19 protein-coding genes are annotated in these 15,474 nt (G+C 65.1%); 9 read left to right on the forward strand and 10 right to left on the reverse strand.

Features of this window, described 5'->3' with window-relative positions:
- Positions 1-108 precede the first annotated feature (108 nt).
- Genes P0648_RS02340 through P0648_RS02355 form a run of 4 tightly spaced genes read left to right on the forward strand, consistent with a single transcriptional unit; the run spans position 109 to position 2,046 of the window.
- On the forward strand, positions 109-1,218 hold the full coding sequence (locus tag P0648_RS02340) for a polymer-forming cytoskeletal protein (RefSeq protein ID WP_276274646.1): 1,110 nt from the start codon (positions 109-111) through the stop codon (positions 1,216-1,218).
- 39 nt (positions 1,219-1,257) lie between these two features.
- Complete coding sequence (locus tag P0648_RS02345) at positions 1,258-1,455, forward strand: ubiquitin-like small modifier protein 2 (protein ID WP_276245850.1); 198 nt, start codon at positions 1,258-1,260, stop codon at positions 1,453-1,455.
- The gene (locus tag P0648_RS02350; RefSeq protein WP_276274645.1) at positions 1,455-1,844 is read left to right on the forward strand and encodes a GNAT family N-acetyltransferase; all 390 of its coding nucleotides are present in this window, start codon (positions 1,455-1,457) and stop codon (positions 1,842-1,844) included. Before P0648_RS02345 ends, P0648_RS02350 begins: the two co-directional genes overlap by 1 nt.
- Positions 1,845-1,869: 25 nt before the next feature.
- The gene (locus P0648_RS02355; RefSeq protein WP_276274644.1) at positions 1,870-2,046 is read left to right on the forward strand and encodes a hypothetical protein; all 177 of its coding nucleotides are present in this window, start codon (positions 1,870-1,872) and stop codon (positions 2,044-2,046) included.
- 12 nt (positions 2,047-2,058) lie between these two features.
- On the opposite strand, the gene P0648_RS02360 is transcribed toward P0648_RS02355, so the two are convergent.
- The 4 genes from P0648_RS02360 to larB form a co-directional block, all read right to left on the reverse strand.
- Complete coding sequence (locus tag P0648_RS02360; RefSeq protein WP_276274643.1) at positions 2,059-2,247, reverse strand: hypothetical protein; 189 nt, start codon at positions 2,245-2,247, stop codon at positions 2,059-2,061.
- Positions 2,248-2,288: 41 nt separating this feature from the next.
- Positions 2,289-3,662 (reverse strand): phosphoglucomutase/phosphomannomutase family protein, encoded by a 1,374-nt coding sequence (locus tag P0648_RS02365; RefSeq protein ID WP_276274642.1) that lies wholly within the window; start codon positions 3,660-3,662, stop codon positions 2,289-2,291.
- A 37-nt stretch (positions 3,663-3,699) separates the two neighbouring features.
- A complete protein-coding gene (locus P0648_RS02370; RefSeq protein WP_276274641.1) occupies positions 3,700-3,957 on the reverse strand; it encodes a GIY-YIG nuclease family protein in 258 nt (85 codons plus the stop codon).
- 384 nt (positions 3,958-4,341) lie between these two features.
- Positions 4,342-5,112 carry a nickel pincer cofactor biosynthesis protein LarB gene (gene larB, locus P0648_RS02375; protein WP_276274640.1) on the reverse strand — a complete coding sequence of 257 codons (771 nt, stop codon included), beginning with the start codon at positions 5,110-5,112 and terminating at the stop codon, positions 4,342-4,344.
- A gap of 129 nt (positions 5,113-5,241) precedes the next feature.
- Between larB and P0648_RS02380 the strand changes: the two genes are divergently transcribed.
- Positions 5,242-5,409, forward strand: coding sequence for a DUF1931 family protein (locus P0648_RS02380; protein WP_276245843.1), 168 nt, complete (start codon positions 5,242-5,244; stop codon positions 5,407-5,409).
- Positions 5,410-5,481: 72 nt separating this feature from the next.
- Here the strand turns inward: P0648_RS02380 and rpiA are convergent, their stop codons facing one another.
- Positions 5,482-6,171: a ribose-5-phosphate isomerase RpiA gene (gene rpiA, locus P0648_RS02385; protein WP_276274639.1), complete on the reverse strand. Its 690-nt coding sequence runs from the start codon at positions 6,169-6,171 to the stop codon at positions 5,482-5,484.
- Positions 6,172-6,252: 81 nt separating this feature from the next.
- Between rpiA and glmM the strand changes: the two genes are divergently transcribed.
- Complete coding sequence (gene glmM, locus P0648_RS02390) at positions 6,253-7,557, forward strand: phosphoglucosamine mutase (RefSeq protein WP_276274638.1); 1,305 nt, start codon at positions 6,253-6,255, stop codon at positions 7,555-7,557.
- Positions 7,558-7,606: 49 nt separating this feature from the next.
- The gene (locus P0648_RS02395; RefSeq protein ID WP_276274637.1) at positions 7,607-8,317 is read left to right on the forward strand and encodes an SDR family NAD(P)-dependent oxidoreductase; all 711 of its coding nucleotides are present in this window, start codon (positions 7,607-7,609) and stop codon (positions 8,315-8,317) included.
- On the opposite strand, the gene P0648_RS02400 is transcribed toward P0648_RS02395, so the two are convergent.
- From P0648_RS02400 to P0648_RS02410, 3 genes are read right to left on the reverse strand one after another with little or no spacing between them, the layout of a single operon-like run.
- Positions 8,314-9,438, reverse strand: coding sequence for an ORC1-type DNA replication protein (locus P0648_RS02400; protein ID WP_276245839.1), 1,125 nt, complete (start codon positions 9,436-9,438; stop codon positions 8,314-8,316). The two genes, P0648_RS02395 and P0648_RS02400, sit on opposite strands and share 4 nt — an antisense overlap.
- Positions 9,439-9,496: 58 nt before the next feature.
- Positions 9,497-9,655 carry a hypothetical protein gene (locus tag P0648_RS02405; RefSeq protein ID WP_276245838.1) on the reverse strand — a complete coding sequence of 53 codons (159 nt, stop codon included), beginning with the start codon at positions 9,653-9,655 and terminating at the stop codon, positions 9,497-9,499.
- A 38-nt stretch (positions 9,656-9,693) separates the two neighbouring features.
- Complete coding sequence (locus P0648_RS02410; protein WP_276245837.1) at positions 9,694-11,676, reverse strand: endonuclease MutS2; 1,983 nt, start codon at positions 11,674-11,676, stop codon at positions 9,694-9,696.
- Between the two features lie 161 nt (positions 11,677-11,837).
- Between P0648_RS02410 and P0648_RS02415 the strand changes: the two genes are divergently transcribed.
- Both P0648_RS02415 and larE read left to right on the forward strand, forming a co-directional pair.
- Complete coding sequence (locus P0648_RS02415; RefSeq protein WP_276274636.1) at positions 11,838-13,064, forward strand: MFS transporter; 1,227 nt, start codon at positions 11,838-11,840, stop codon at positions 13,062-13,064.
- A 78-nt stretch (positions 13,065-13,142) separates the two neighbouring features.
- On the forward strand, positions 13,143-14,018 hold the full coding sequence (gene larE, locus P0648_RS02420) for an ATP-dependent sacrificial sulfur transferase LarE (RefSeq protein ID WP_276245835.1): 876 nt from the start codon (positions 13,143-13,145) through the stop codon (positions 14,016-14,018).
- A gap of 18 nt (positions 14,019-14,036) precedes the next feature.
- Here larE and P0648_RS02425 read toward each other — a convergent pair whose 3' ends face one another.
- Positions 14,037-14,642 (reverse strand): histidine phosphatase family protein, encoded by a 606-nt coding sequence (locus P0648_RS02425; RefSeq protein WP_276245834.1) that lies wholly within the window; start codon positions 14,640-14,642, stop codon positions 14,037-14,039.
- A gap of 33 nt (positions 14,643-14,675) precedes the next feature.
- Positions 14,676-15,449, reverse strand: coding sequence for a twin-arginine translocase subunit TatC (locus P0648_RS02430; RefSeq protein WP_276245833.1), 774 nt, complete (start codon positions 15,447-15,449; stop codon positions 14,676-14,678).
- Between the last annotated feature and the right edge of the window lie 25 nt (positions 15,450-15,474).

The raw sequence follows: 15,474 nt of genomic DNA on the forward strand, positions 1-15,474 counted from the left end.
GTGAGGGGCTATCGGTTTGTAAACGCTCCGAGACTCTCGCTCTGCTCACAGTGTGGTCAATTTCGCGCAATACCGACTTAAGCCCGTCCAGGACGTACGTCTAGCACTATGAGGGGACGGGGAATTATCCACAGACGTATCCTCGCAGCATTGCTCGTCGCCATCGTCGTTTTCGGGGCCATCCCCGGGGTCGTGGCGGCTGACACGCGAACTGGCGGCGATGTCCGAATCGCCGAAGGGGAGGTCATCAACGAGGACCTGGAGGTGTACGCCGGGAACGTCGTCATCGACGGCACGGTCAACGGGAACGTGAACGTCTTCGGCGGAAACGCGGTCGTGAACGGCCAAATCAACGGCGACCTCTCGCTGTTCACCGGGAGTAGCGTCATCAACGGCGAGGTCACCGGAACCACCGGGGCGTTCGGTGGCAGCGTCGTGGTCGGCCCGACCGCCGTCCTCGGCACGTTCGAATCCGGCAGCGGTTCGACCGTCGTCAACGGGCAGGTGACCGGCGACGCCCGCATCGACAGCGGCTCTATCGCGCTCGGCGAGACGGCCCAGGTCGGCGGCAACCTCGAATACGACGGCGAACTCGACGTCGCGGACGGCGCGGTGGTCGCGGGTACCGTGACCCAGAACCCGAACCTGCAACTCGGCGACGGCGGCACCGACGTTCCCGGCTTCGGCGTCCTGCCGGGTATCTTCGCCGTCTACGGCTTCCTCGTGAGTTTCGTCCTCGGTGCGATTCTCCTGCTCGCCTTCCCGGCGTTCTCGGGGCGCGTCTCCGCGGCCGCGACGACTGCACCACTCAGGTCAGGCGGCGTGGGTCTGCTCACACTCATCGGCGTGCCAATCCTGCTGTTGGTGTTGCTCATAACCATCGTCGGCATCCCGCTGTCCATTGCCGGCATCTTCCTGTTCGCGCTGGTCGTGTGGGTGGGGACCATCTACGGGCGCTACGCTATCGGGTCGTTCCTGCTCGATTACGCGGGTTACTCGAACCGCTTCGTCGCGCTGTTCCTCGGCCTGCTGGTCGTCGAACTCGCAACCCGCCTGCCGTTCGTCGGCGGCCTCATCGAGTTCCTCGTGCTCATCCTCGGGCTTGGTGCGCTCGCACTCACGGCCTACCGCACCTACCGCGGCGAGGCGAGCCCGCCAGAACCGCTCGTCGAAGGCGAGGCAGACGAGACGGGCGACACCTGGGTTCCGCCGACCTGACGCGACACGTTTAGGGCGCACCGTCGCTACCCCTGTGACATGCGCGTCACGGTCGAAGTCGTCGGTGAGGACACCCACGAGGTGGAACTCGAAGGCGGCACCTACGCCGACCTCGTGGAGGCGGTGGACCTGAACGTCCACGAAGTCTCCGTCCTCGTAGACGGGGCGCTCGTCCCCGAGGACCAACCGGTGGAAGCAGCGCACGTGAAAATTCTCCGACTCATCAAAGGCGGCTAATGCGCGTCCGCCCCGCCACCGACGCCGACCTCCCGACGGTGATGACCATTTTAGACGGTGCGATGCTCGAAGCGGACGCCGCCGCGATTCGCGAGAAATGTGACACCCGCGAGGCACTCGTGGCAGAATCGGAGGGGCGCATTCTCGGCGCGCTCGTCCGCACTGGCCAGCACATCGACGCCGTGGCCGTCCGTCGCGCTCGACGCGGGCAGGGAATCGGCCGGAAACTGGTGGACGCCGCTGGCGAGGACGTTTCGCGACTGACGGCCGAATTCGACGAGAAAAACCGCCCCTTCTACGAGAAACTGAGGTTTGAAATCGAGGAATTCGACGACGAGCGGTTGCGAGGCACTCGCGAATTGCCTCGCTCCGGGTGTCGAAAACGTTGATTACCTAACTTTTCGAAACGTGGGTATGGCGATTCCGTCTGAACTGCAATTGGCGATGACGATTTTGCTCGCCCTCGTGTTGTTGACCATCTGGGCGGCGTTTTTTTGGGGACTCGTCAAAGTTGGCACAGCCGACGGAGCGGCTGAGTGGCAAACGCCGCCGATAAACCGCGAGCAAGTCGAGCGCGAGAACGAGCAGTAGATTTGCCGACGACTAGTAGGCGGCCGGTTTCGCGACCACCCACGCGCCTGCACCCACCACCAGCGTGAACACGAGGGGGAGGGCCAGCATCGATGCGCTCACGCCGCCCATAGAGATGACGAACTCGGTTGCCAGAAGCCCCACCAGCAGACTGAGCAGAATGAGAATCGCGTTCAGATAGCGTCGTAATGCAGCGTCCATTAGCTAATTCTGGACAAACAGCCAACAAAAAGCTGCCGCGTTCAGACGAGCGGTTCGACCAGTTCGCGGCCCGCGTCCAGCAGTTCGCCCACGCGCTCGGTACTGCCTGCTTCGGCGTACACCCGCAGTTTCGGTTCGGTTCCAGACGGCCGGACGAGCAGCCACGACCCGTCTTCGAGGACGATTTTGAAGCCGTCCGTGGCGTTCACGTTCTTCACGCTCACGCCGGCCACCGTCTCGGGCAGGTCGCCGTCGAGTGCCGCGATGACCCGCGCTTTCTCCGAATCGGGGCAATCCAGACTACTCTTGCTCTGGTGAATCTCGCCGTGTTCTGCGAGCAGGTCCGTAACGCGCTGGTCGAGGGATTTTTCGGATTCGGCAACCGCCGCGAGCAGGGCCATCAGGACGCCGTCTTTCTCGGGGACGTGCCCGCGGATGGAGAACCCACCCGACTCCTCGCCACCCATCAGGGCGTCGTGGTCCTGCATCGCCTGCGCGACCCACTTGAACCCGACTGCCGTCTCCACGACCTCTTGGCCGTGCGCCTCGGCGATACGGTCGATGAGGTACGTCGTCGAAACCGTCCGGACGGCCGGCCCCGTGTCGGATTCGAGCAGGTAGTCGTAGATGGCGGCGAAGAAGTGGTTCGCGCTCAGGTAGCCGCGTTCTGGGGTCACCACGCCGATGCGGTCTGCGTCGCCGTCGTTCGCCACGCCGAGGTCGGCCTCACCGGATTCGACGTAATCTGCGAGCGCCTGCAGGTTCTCCGCGTTCGGTTCCGGCGGGGTTCCGCCGAAGGTCACGTCGCGCTCCTCGCGCAGGCGGATGACCTCCGCGCCCGCGGCTTCGAGCAGGGCGTCGGTGACGCCGCGTCCCGAACCGTGCATCGCGTCGTAGGCGACCGTCAGACCCGAGAGGTTGCCGTCCACGAGCGAGAGTGCCTGCTCGCGGTGGGAGCCGACGAAGTCCACTTCCTCGACCGTGCCGTGGTCGGCCTCGGGCAGCCCTTCGGGTTCGGCGAGGTGGCTCACGATTTCGTCCGTGACGTCGGGCAACGCGGGTGCGCCGTCGTCAGGGATGAATTTCACGCCGTTGTACTCGGGCGGGTTGTGGCTGGCGGTGACCATGAGCGCCCCCGCGAGGCCGCGCTCGACGATGTTCCACGCGACGACCGGCGTCGGGCAGTCCCGGGGTGGCATCACCACGTCGAAGCCGTTCGCCGTGAGTACGCCAGCGAGGGCGTCTGCGAACTCGCGGGAGGTCTCGCGGGCGTCGTAGCCGATGGCGAGCGGGCGCTGCTCGTCGGTCGTGGCGAGATAGGAGGCGACGGCCTGGCCGACCATGCGCACGCGCGGGGTGGTGAACACGTCGAGCGTCGCGCGCCACCCGTCGGTGCCAAACGAGATTTCGTCCATGTGCGACACTCCTTGCGGGGGGTGAAAAAGGTCGTTGCTACGGGCCTGCAGAAATTGCCGACTCGACCAGTCGCTCTTTGCGTGCTCTGGAAAACTGCTTGATTTCGTACTCGCGGCTCATCGCCCCCGACTTCGTCTCGAACGATTCGGTGTAGACGAGTTCGACCGGGGTTCGCCCGCGAGTGTACTTCGCGCCGGTTCCGGCGTTGTGTTCTTCGACGCGGCGCGCTACGTCGGTCGTGTAGCCCGTGTAGAGCGTCCCGTCGCCACACTCCAGCATGTAGACGAAGTGCATTCACGTGGACAGTCGCGGCGCTATCGTGTAGTCATTTCGGAGCCGAGAATGGGGGTAGAGAGGGAAAAGCGCCGAAGTTGGTTTCTTGGCGATACAGTTCCGCGTCCTTATCTGGCGAGTTGCCGATCCGCACGAGTCCTGGATGCCTCCGCAATTCCCGCATTCGCCGAACAGTTCGGACATGCGTTCACCAAACCATTCTCGTCCGCGAATACCCGCGCGAAGCGGTCGGACACGTGCGCGCCACAGTAATTGCACTCTGGCATATCTCACGTACCGGCAATTGTCTACCGGCACGACTCGTTCGTGTCGTACCTTGATATACTCTTGCACGATTCGTTATATATTCTTCAGATATTCGTGCAATATTCGCCTCGTTCAGGCCTACGCGGATTCGTTTCGCGCGGCGTGGAGGCGACGGGCTATCAGTCCGGCCTGCGCGCCCGCGACAAATCCCGCGTCCACGTTCACCGTCGTGAGCATGGTACACGACTGGAGCATCCCGAGGAGGGCGGCCTCGCCGTCGCCACCGCGACCGTATCCCGAGGCGATAGGGAGGGCGATGACGGGCACGTCCACGAGACCGGCGATGACCGTGGGGAGTGCCCCCTCTCGGCCCGCGGCGACGATGAGCACGTCCACCGCGCGCATGTTCGCGAGGTTGTCGAACAGCCGGTGAATCCCGGCGACGCCAACGTCGTCGATTCGCTTGACGGTCGCGCCCATCTCGCTCACGATGGCAGCCGCCTCGCCCGCCGGGCCGCCGTCTGCGGTGCCTGCTGTGACGATGCCCACCGTCGCGTCGAGGTCCCGGCGCTCGAACTCCGGGGCGTGCGCCCGAAGCACGCCTGAGCGTTCGTCGAACGAGAGACTCCCCTCGAATTCGGGGCGAAGGCGTTCTCGGACGGCGCTCGCGTCGGCCATCGAGAGGCGAGTCGCGATTGCCCGGCCCGTCGTTTCGAGCGACGTGGCAACCAGGCCACAGATTTCTTCGGTCGTCTTACCGGTCCCGTAGACGGCTTCCGGGACGCCGCTTCGCGTCTCGCGAGCGGCGTCGAACCGCCCGACGTCGTCGGTTGCGTACCCGGCCAGTTCCGCTTCTGCGGCCGCGACGCTCAGGTCGCCCGCCGCTACCGCTTCTAAGATGTCGCGCATATTCGCACGTTCACACTACGAGCGTACCTAGTTATCGACTCGAAACGGGGGTTTGTAGAGGGTAGGGGCCTTCTTACACCGAGTCTATTTGAGAAACCTTATAAACGGTGATGGGAAACAGACGTGCGTATGGCAGACCTGATCGTCAAAGCCGCCGTCAAGGAAGCACTCGATGACATGAACGTTGCGTCCGACTTCTACGACGCACTCGACGAGGAAGTCTCCGAGCTCCTCGAAGACGCCGCACGTCGCGCAAAAGAGAACGACCGAAAGACCGTTCAGCCGCGCGACCTTTAAATAGGATAGCACTCCCCCTGGGGGGACACCAACCATTCTTTCACACTTCTCGCCGAGAGCGACAGCTCCCGGTCAGAACTGGTGTTCTTCGACGCCGTCGTCGGTTCCGACGTACACCGTATCGACGAGGTTGATGAACAGGCCGTGTTCGACGACGCCCGGAATCGCCGCGAGGTCGAGCGCGAGCATGGCGGGGTCGCGAACTTCGTCAAAGTCACAGTCGAGGACGAGATTTCCGTTGTCCGTGACGACCGGCCCGTCTTTGCGTTCGGCTTCCCGCAGGGTGGCTTCCCCACCGACTTTCGCCGCGATCTCCTCGGTGACGACCGTCCAGGCATCCGGCAGCACTTCCACCGGAACCGGGTGGTCGAGGACCTCAGCCTGCTTCGAGGGGTCTGCGACGACGACGAATCGCTCGGCGGCCGAATCGACGAGTTTCTCGCGGGTGTGGGCCGCGCCGCCGCCCTTTATCAGGTGACGGCCCGCGAACTGGTCTGTCCCGTCGATGGCGAGGTGGACCGTCTCGACTTCGTCGAGCGCGGTGAGTGGGATGCCCGCCTCGATGGCCAACTGGCGTGACTGAAACGAGGTCGGAATCCCGCAAATGTCGAGGCCAGAATCCACCGCCCGCCCGAGGGCGCGGATGGCGTGGGCGGTGGTCGAACCCGTCCCGAGGCCGACGACCATCCCGTCTGTGGCTTCTTCCGCGGCGCGTTCGCCCGCGCGTCGCTTTGCGTCGTCGCTTCCGCCGGTCGTTTTCATGTGGGCACCATAGACGTGGGGAGTGAAAAAGCGCGCCCTCCGGCCACGCACTTTTTATTGTCGTACTCCGTCGCCACTATCATGTTTGGAACGAGTGGTATTCGAGGCCCCGTCGGCGAGGTCGTGACCGCCGACCTCGCACTCGCCGTCGGGCGCGCCCTCGCCGCCGACGCAGCCCGAGTCGTCGTCGGCCGCGACCCCCGAGAAAGTGGCGAATTTTTGACTGATGCGCTGGTCGCCGGGCTCCGCGAGAGCGGCACGGACGTCGTCGACATCGGCCTCGCGGCCACGCCGACCGTCGCCCGCGCCGTCGCCGCAGAGGACGCAGCGGCGGGCGTTTCGATTACGGCGTCGCACAACCCCGCCCCCGACAACGGCATCAAACTCTGGAACCCCTCGGGCCAAGCGTTCGACGAGGCCCAGCGCGAAGCGGTCACCGAACGCATCCGCGAGGAGTACTTCGAACCGGTCGGCTGGGAAGGCCTCGGCACGCGCATCGAGCGCGACGGCGCAGAGCGCCACGTCCAGACGCTCGTCGACGCCGTGGACCTCGCCGAACCGCTCTCGGTCATCGTGGACGTTGGCAACGGTGCGGGCGGCGTCACCGCAGAAGCCCTCGCCCGCCTCGGCTGTGAGGTCGAGACGCTGAACGCACAGCCGGACGGCCGGTTCCCGGGTCGCCCGAGCGAACCGACCGCCGAAACCTGCGAGTCGCTCTGCCAGCTCGTTGGCGCGTCGGACGCCGACCTCGGTATCGCCCACGACGGTGACGCAGACCGCATGATGGCGGTCACCGGAGCGGGCGAGTTCATCTCCGGGGACATCCTCCTCGCGCTCTTCTCGCTCGACGCAGCGGGCGCGGGAGAACGCGTCGCCGCCCCAGTGGACACGAGTCTCGTCGTCGCGGACCTGCTCGCAGACCAGGGCGCGTCGCTCACCCGGACGAAAGTCGGCGACGTGTACGTCGCAGAACGTGCCACCGAACCGGACGTGGTGTTCGGCGGCGAGCCGTCCGGCGCGTGGATTTGGCCAGAAGAGACGCTCTGCCCGGACGGGCCGCTCGCCGCGGTTCGCCTCGTGGAACTCGCGAGCAAGCGCCCGCTCGCGGACCGCGTCGGCGACATCGAACCGTACCCAATTCGCCGGACGAGCCTCGAAGTCGAGAACAAGGACGAACTCATGGCCGCCATCGAAGCCCGCGTCCACAACGAGTTCGACGATGTTCAGACCTTAGACGGCGTGCGCGTGGACCTCGGCGATGCCTGGTTCCTACTTCGCGCTTCGGGCACGCAACCGCTCATCCGCGTGACCGCTGAGGCCCGCGACCCCGGACGCGCAGACGAAGTGTTCGAGCGGGCGACCGGAATCGTCGCAGACTCCCAATAACCCGACGCAGACCAACGGTTTTTCTCCTCGGAACTGCTCTTTGGTAGCAATGGGCAAGACCGTCGTCATCGCGGGTGTCGGCCCCGGACTCGGAGCCGCACTCGCGCGTCGATTCGCCGTCGAGGGTTGTGAACTCGCGCTGTTCGCCCGGTCGAGTGACTACATCGGAGAACTCGCCGCCGAACTCGAAGCGGGACCGGGGCGGGCCATCGCAATTCCCGTGGACGTCGCAGACCCGGCGGCCGTGACCGCCGCCTTCGAGGAGGTTCACGAGCGCCTCGGACCGGTCTCGGTGCTCGTCAACAATGCGAGCGATTCGGTCTGGAAGGGAGTGCACGACGTTACCCCCGCTGAGTTCGAAGCCGCCTGGCGGGTCGCCGCCGTCGGCGGCCTGCTCTGCTCGCAGGCGGTCATCCCCGACATGCTCGAAGCGGGCGAGGGAACCATCATCTTCACCGGAGCGACCTCCTCGATTCGGGGCAAGGAGGGGGCCATCGCGTTTTCAGCGGCCAAGTTCGCCGTCCGGGGCATGGCCGAGTCGATGGCCCGCGAACTCGGCCCGGTGGGGATTCACGTCGCCCACGTCGTCATCGACGGGCAGATTCGCGACCCCTCCGTTTCCGATGCAGACGTAGAGGGTGACCCGTACCAGTATCTCGAACCTGAATCCATCGCGAACTCCTACTGGCATCTGATTGAACAGGAAAAAGACTCGTGGACGCTCGAACTCGACGTCCGGCCACACGTCGAGCGATTTTAGAGGCGGTCGAGGACGGCTTGCGCGTCGTATTTCAATGTCAACTCGCGCGAGCGGCCGCGCCCCTCGACGTTCGTGTATCGCGCTTCGATGAGGCCGAGTTGGTCGAGTTTGTTGATGAGTTCCGAGTAGCGCGTGTAGCCGAGGTCCGTCTCTTCGTGGAACGCCTCGTAGACGGTGCCGGCTTGCTCACCTTCGTGTTCTGCGATGACCCTGATGAGGGCGCGTTCGGGTTCCGAGAGGCCCCGGAGACTCCGTGAGAGGTGGATGAACTTCGACTTGTCGTAGGCTTCCTCCACGTCTTTCCCGGTGACGACCCGACTGGCGCGCATCTCCGCGTTCAGGCCCGCTCTGCGGAGCAGGTCGATGCCAACGCGCAGGTCGCCCGTGTCGGCGGTGAGCGCGGCGACGCGGTCCAGTACGTCGCCCTCGATGACGCCTTCGTGGAAGCCGCGTTTTGCGCGGTCTGCGAGGATGTCGCGAATCGCAGATTCGTCGTACGCCGGGAAGAATACCTCTTCGGGGCGGAACACGCTCTGGACGCGGCTGTCGAGTTCTTCGATGACGTCTAAGCCGAGGTCAGAGGAGATTACCATGACGCCGATTTTCGCCCCGGCGTGGGCCTCGTGGGCGCGCAGCAGCGAGTAGAGCGTGTCGGAGGCCTCGGACTCGTAGAACAGGTAGTTCACGTCGTCCAGCGCGACCACGAGCACCTCGTCTTCGTCCACGAGGTGGTCTGTGACCTGTCCGAACAGTTTCTTGAACGAGATGCCACTGGAGGGCGGTTCGTACTCGAAGATACCCTGGAAGATGCGCGAGAACACCGAGTAGCGCGTCGAATCGACCTGGCAGTTTACGCGCACCGTCCGCACGTCCGTCTCGGCTTCGAGTTCGCCAAAGAGCGTCTGGACGGCAGTGGTTTTGCCGGTCCCGGGCGGTCCGCGAATCATCACGTTCAGCGGACGAGACCCACGCACCGCTGGCCGGAGCGCGTACTTCAGGCTCCGCATCTGCGTCTCGCGGTGGCGGAACACCTCGGGGACGTAGTCGATTTCGAACACGTGTTCGTCCCGGAACACCGATTCGTCCCACGAAAGCATCCCCCCGTCGGGGTCATCAGCCATCACTTTCACCGTGCCTGTGACGCTACTTAACTGTTCGCCAAATTGGGGTATCTCGGCGTCAGACGTGCGTCATCGCCCGTCTGACCTCTTCACCGGAGACGGGCACGTTGTGTCTCATGTCGTGGTGTTTGCGCGCCAGTTCGAGGACGTGATTCGAGTCATTCGCCTGCACGACGAATGCACATCCTCTGACTGGACAGCGGTAGACGACAGGCATTGACGGAGTGTAGGCGGCGAGAAGGGGTAAATGCGCGCTCAGGCTTCGAACTTTTCGAGCAACCGCCCGTAGAACGTGGCGTCACCCTCGGCGGCGAGTTTTTCAACAATCAACTCGGGCGTCGACCGGGCGAGGTGGTCTTTCTGTGGCGAGCGATTCACGACGAGTTCGCCGTCCACGAGACCGACGGCTTCGATGCCGTCGACCGCCACCGCGTAGTCCGCGGCGTCTCGAATCTCGCCCGCGAGGTGAGAGACGAACACGCCCGAGTCGTCGCGCTCCGAGAGCGCTTCGAGGATGCCGGCGATGATTTTCGCGCTCGCGCCGGGTTCGGTTATCGACTCCAGTTCGTCCACGAGGACGAGTTTCTTCGCGTCGCCGGTGACCAGGCCCGCGAAGTCACGGAGCGTGCTCTCGAACGCGCCGGCGTCGAGGGTTCCCTGGGTCTTCGCGTGGTAGTGGAGCTCTTCGACGAGGCTGATGCGCGCCTTCGCTGCGGGCACGGGAAGCCCCATGTGCGCGAGGATGACGACGACGGCACAGAGGTCGAGCGTGGAGGTCTTCCCCCCGCTGTTGACCCCCGAGAGCAGCGTCACGCCCTCGACGGCGTAGTCCACCGGGTCCACCTCGTCGAAGGGCACGTCGAGCAGAGGCGAGCGCCCGCCCTCGATGTCGAAGCCTTCGCCCGCGAGGTCGGGCAGCACGCAGTCGTAATCCGCGACGAACCGAGCAATGGCCAGTTCCACGTCGAGTTCGAGCGACGCGAAGACGAGTTCTTCGACGGCCTCGGTCATGCCGTCGAGTTCGACGGCCACCTCGCGCTTTCGCCGGGCCGCGCGGCGGTCGCGGGCCACGGTCAGGTCTTCACGTAACCGATTCACGACCTGCTCCTGGTGGCCGACGGGGAAGGTTGGCTCCTCGCCGAAAATCATCCGCCCGATTTCCGCCTCGCCCGAATCGAGCGAGAGGGAATCGACGAGGTGGTCGCGGGCGGCCTCGATGGCTGCGTCGTACTCGTCTGCAAGTTCTCGCGACAGCAGCGAATCGACGCCCGCACCCTGTTCGACCAGCGAGAGCAGGTCTGACCCCTCGATGGTAACGTCGCGGGCCTGAATCGCCTCGCGCAGCCGGTCGTTCGCCACGTTCTCGGCCATCGACACCGCCGCGTCCAGGTCGTTCGCAGCCGCGGTGAGGCGTTCTAACTCCTCGTCACCTTTCACCGTGCCGTCGTCGTTCAGCCGTGTGAGGCCCGCTTCGAGTGCATCCAGTTCGAGGCCCTGTGGCGGTTCGAGGTCGGCGGCGCGGTGGACGCGAATCGCCGCCGAGAGGCGTTCGCGGTTCGCCGCGAAAAACGCGAGCGTGCGCTCGGGGACGATGTCCACGGGATTCTCGAAGGCCTTCGGTTTCACCTGTACGTCGCCGTCTATGTCGACGCCCGCGAATTCCTCGTCGAGCGCGATGACGGTGGCGTAGCCGCGTGCCAGGTCGCCGAGCCTGCGGGCGTCCTCGACGATTTCGACGCTCAGTTCAGGCACGGCCTCCTTCGCCTCGGCGTAGATTTCCGCGTCCATCGTCGCGAGACAGCGGTCGCGCACCCGAACGTTTCGGGGGTGGGCGAGCGGTTCGACGGCGGTCAGCGCCTCCAACACCTCAGGCGTCGGGTCGCGTGTCGTCGCATCGTCGACGAAGGCGCGCACCTCGTCGATGCGTGATTGCTTCGAACTCGGAAACAGCGTCTCCAGGCGCTTTTTCGCGTAGGTGGTCACGGTGCGCTGCTGGAGGAGGGCAAGCGTGTCCTGATAGAGTTCACGGGCTCGATTCGTCGCGAGGAACGTCCCGGGGTCGCCGTGTTGCTCTCGAATCGCCGCCCGCGCGATGCTCGCCGCTCGCCCTTCAGTGATGCCGGGGGCGCTCGCCAATCGCAGCACGTCGCCGCGTTTGAGCGCCGTCTCGGGGTCGTCGAGCTGCGCGAGTGCGGCCGCGGTTTTCTCGCCAACGCCCGGGATACCCTCGAAATCCATTCAGCCGTGTGATACCCACCCGGGGACAAAAAGCGTTCGCGGTCCGGTCCCGGCGGCCGACCCACGTTTTGACGCAGGATTATCCGCCCAGCCAGCGAATCTCTACGCATGAGTTGGGGATGGGGTGCCGCCCGTGCGGTCGGCATCCGGGGGACGTCCTGATGGCTGAGAATCTTCGACCAGACCGCGTGCCGTGGCGTTCGCGGACGGTACAGGTCGTGCTGTTGAGCACGCTGCTCGCGCCGCTCGGTGTCCCGCTCGTGGCTCCGGCGCTGCCGGTCATCCGCGACGCCTTCGCCGTCACCGACGCGCGTGCCAGCCTCGTCGTCAGCGCCTATTTCGTCGTCGGCATCGTCCTCTCGCCGTTCATCGGCCTGCTCGCAGACCGCCTCGGCAGAAAGCGCGTGCTCGTCACGAGTTTGCTCGCCTTCGGCGTCACCGGCGGAGCCATCTACTTCGCGCCGTCATTCGAGTGGGTGCTCGCACTCCGGGCGATTCAGGGCACGGCGGCCGCCGGGCTGTTCGTCGCGACGGTCACACTCATCGGCGACACCTTCGAGGGAACGCAACGAAATGCCGTCCTCGGGATGAACATCGCGGTGCTCTCTGCAGGCGCGGCGCTGTTCCCGCTCGTCGGCGGCATCCTCGTCTCCTTCGGGTGGAACGTCCCCTTCCTCGCCTGTCTGCTCGCGATTCCCGTGGGCCTGTTCGCCCTCTTCGCGCTCGAAGAACCGGCACTCGTCCGCGAGGCGCGCGGCGTCGCCTACATCCGGCGGGCGCTCTCAGTAGTCACCGGGCCGAACACGCTGTTCCTGTACGGTGCGGCGTTCGCCACCGAACTGCTGTTGTTCGGCGCAATTCTCACGGTTCTGCCGTTCCTGCTCACCGCACAGTACGGTCTCGCGCCGGTCTTCATCGGCGGTATCATCGTGGCTGCGGAGGTCGGGTCAATCGTCGTCTCGACGCAAAACGGCCGACTCGCCCGCCACATCTCGAATCGCCTCCTCGTCGCGGGCGGGTTCGCCTGTTTCGGCGTCGGTCTCGTCGTCGCGTGGCTCGCCCCCTCCGCGCTCGTCGTCGCCCTCGGCGCGGTGGTCGTGGGGGCCGGACTTGGCCTCTCGATGCCCGCCGTGGACGCCGCCATTAGCGACCTCGTGACCGGCGAGTACCGCGCCGGGGCGCTCAGCCTGCGCAACAGTACCACCTTCCTCGGACGGGCGACTGGCCCGGCGCTGTTCGCGGGTCTCGCCGCGGTCACGGGCTACCCGCTGCTCTTGCTCGGCGCAGGGCTCGTCTCGCTGACCCTCGCGCTCCTCATCGGGGTTGCTCTCCGCTCGTCGCTCGACCGCGCTGGGACCCCGCCGGAAAAGCCGGACGAGGCGGTCTGACCGCACCCTCGTTTCGCCCAGCTGATAGGATTCGCCGCGGACAACGTACTTTTGTTTACGCGGCAAGTAGCCGTGTCTATGCCTACGGTTGAGGAGAAAGCAGCAGCCGTCCGCGAGGACCTCGCCCAGCGCGACAGCGTCCTCGTCGCCTTCAGCGGCGGTGTCGATTCGAGCGTGGTCGCGGCACTCGCCGCGGACGCCCTCGGCGAGAACGCGGTGGCCTGTACGGCGAAGAGTGAGACGCTCCCGGCGGCCGAACTGGACGACTCCGTCTCGGTCGCAGACGAAATCGGCATCCGGCACGAAATCGTCGAGTTCAGCGAACTCGACAGCCCCGACTTCGTGAAAAACGACGAAGACCGGTGCTACCACTGCCGGACGATGCGCCTCGGCAAGATGTTCGACAAGGCCCGAGAGCTCGACATCGAAATCGTCTGCGACGGCACGAACGCCTCCGACCTCGGCGAGGGCCACCGTCCCGGCCTGCGCGCCGTCGAGGAGTTAAACGCCTACTCCCCGCTCGTCGCCCAGGGAATCACCAAAGACGAGGTGCGCCAGATTGCGGATATGTACGACCTCTCAGTCGCCGACAAACCGGCGATGGCGTGTCTCTCCTCGCGCATTCCGACCGGTCTCGAAGTCACCGAAGAACGCCTCTCTCGCGTGGACAAGGCAGAACAACTCCTCAGAACGTGGGGCTTCTCGCAGTTCCGCGTGCGCGACCACGACGGCCTCGCCCGCATCGAAATCGCCGAGGACGAACTGGACCGTGCCTTAGACGCTGACTTCATCCGCGCCGCCCGTGACCACATCAAGGACGCCGGCTTTGACCACGTCACCCTCGACCTCTTTGGCTATCGCACCGGCAGCGTGAGTCCCGCCGGGCAGGCCACGGCGGCCGACGAACCGCTCGTCGAGAACGTCTTCGACGCTGAGTACCCGACCGGTAAGTAGTCCGAAGCGACCCGACAACTAGTACGGCGTCTCGTTTTCCCGCACCACGCGGGACTCCTCCTCGACCGCGATTTCTGAGACCGAACAGTTCTTCAGGCGCAGTCGGGTGTAACTCTCGACGATGTCGTGACCCTGCAGGTGGCCGAGCAACAGGTACATCGGCCCGCCGTGGCTCACTACGAGGACGGTGTCGCCTTCGCGGTGATTCTCGGTGAGGTCCTCCCAGCCGGAGAGCACGCGGTCTCTGACCTGTACGAGACTTTCTCCACCTTCCGGTACTTTCGCCGCGGCTTCGAGGCCCGCTCGCGTGAGCGAGAATTCGGGGAATCGCTCGGTTATCTCGTCGTGGGTGAGTCCCTGATAGACGCCGAGGTCACGTTCACGCCACGCCGAGTCGAAGGTAGCGTCTGCCTCTACCGACTCGCGAATGTGCACCGTCGTCTCCCGAGTGCGCGTCAGGTCTGAGGCGTAGATGTGGGCGATGTCGTACTCCGCCGCGAGGGTCTCACCCGTGACCCGGGCCTGTTGCTCGCCGTTTTCGGTGAGCCGTGAGGGAGCCCACCCCTGCATGCGTCGCTCGCGGTTCCAGTGCGTCTCGCCGTGGCGAACCAGCAACACTCTCATCGTCCGGTGAGAGGGAGGGGGGAGAAAAGAGTGTTACCGCTGGGTCCAGCGCAGGAGCAACAGCGTCCCCTCGAACAGGGCAATCATCGTGGCCGCGACGATGATAGGTGCCATCCCGGTCGGGTCGGGGCTGAACAGGAACGCGATACCCGCGAACGCCCCCCAGAAGTAGAGGCGACGGTCTGCGAGCCACTGGCGGGTGGTCAGTCCCATCATGATGGCGAGCATGACCATGAGCGGAATCTGGAAGATGAGCGCGAAAAAGCCCATCAGCAGGACGATGAGGTTGAACGTCTCGGTCAGGCCGTAGGCGACAGTCGCGGCTCCCTGGGTGTAGTAGGTGAAGTAGGTGAAAATGGTCGGGAGAACGAGGTAGAACGCGAAGGCAACGCCGATGAACGCGAGGATGAGACTCGTCGGGACGGCCGCGAGATAGTACCGGCGCTCGTGCTTGTAGAGGCCGGGACGCATGAACAGGTACGTCTCGTAGACGAACACGGGTAACGCGATGATGAACCCGGCGAGCGAGGCGACTTTCAGCCGCGCGAGGACCAGCGCGAGCGGGTGGTAGAGTCGGGGTCGTGCCACGTCGGTTCCCGGGAGAATGTTGTTCCAGAGGAAGTTGATGATCTGGTCTGCGAAGGGGAACACGATGCCGCTTATCACGGCCATGATGACGAGGACGACGCCCGTCCGGCGGACCATTTCCTCGATGTGGTCCGCAAGCGGCATCTCCTTGTCAGACGCCGGCCCGTTCTGCACAGAGCCATCTTCGTTTACGGCTGGGGCTGAGAAGTGGTCAGCCATCGTCCGAACCCTCCGACACTCCCGT

Origin of the sequence: Haladaptatus sp. DYSN1 (genome assembly GCF_029489995.1) — an archaeon.
In the GTDB taxonomy this organism is placed as follows: Archaea; Halobacteriota; Halobacteria; order Halobacteriales; family Halococcaceae; genus QDMS2.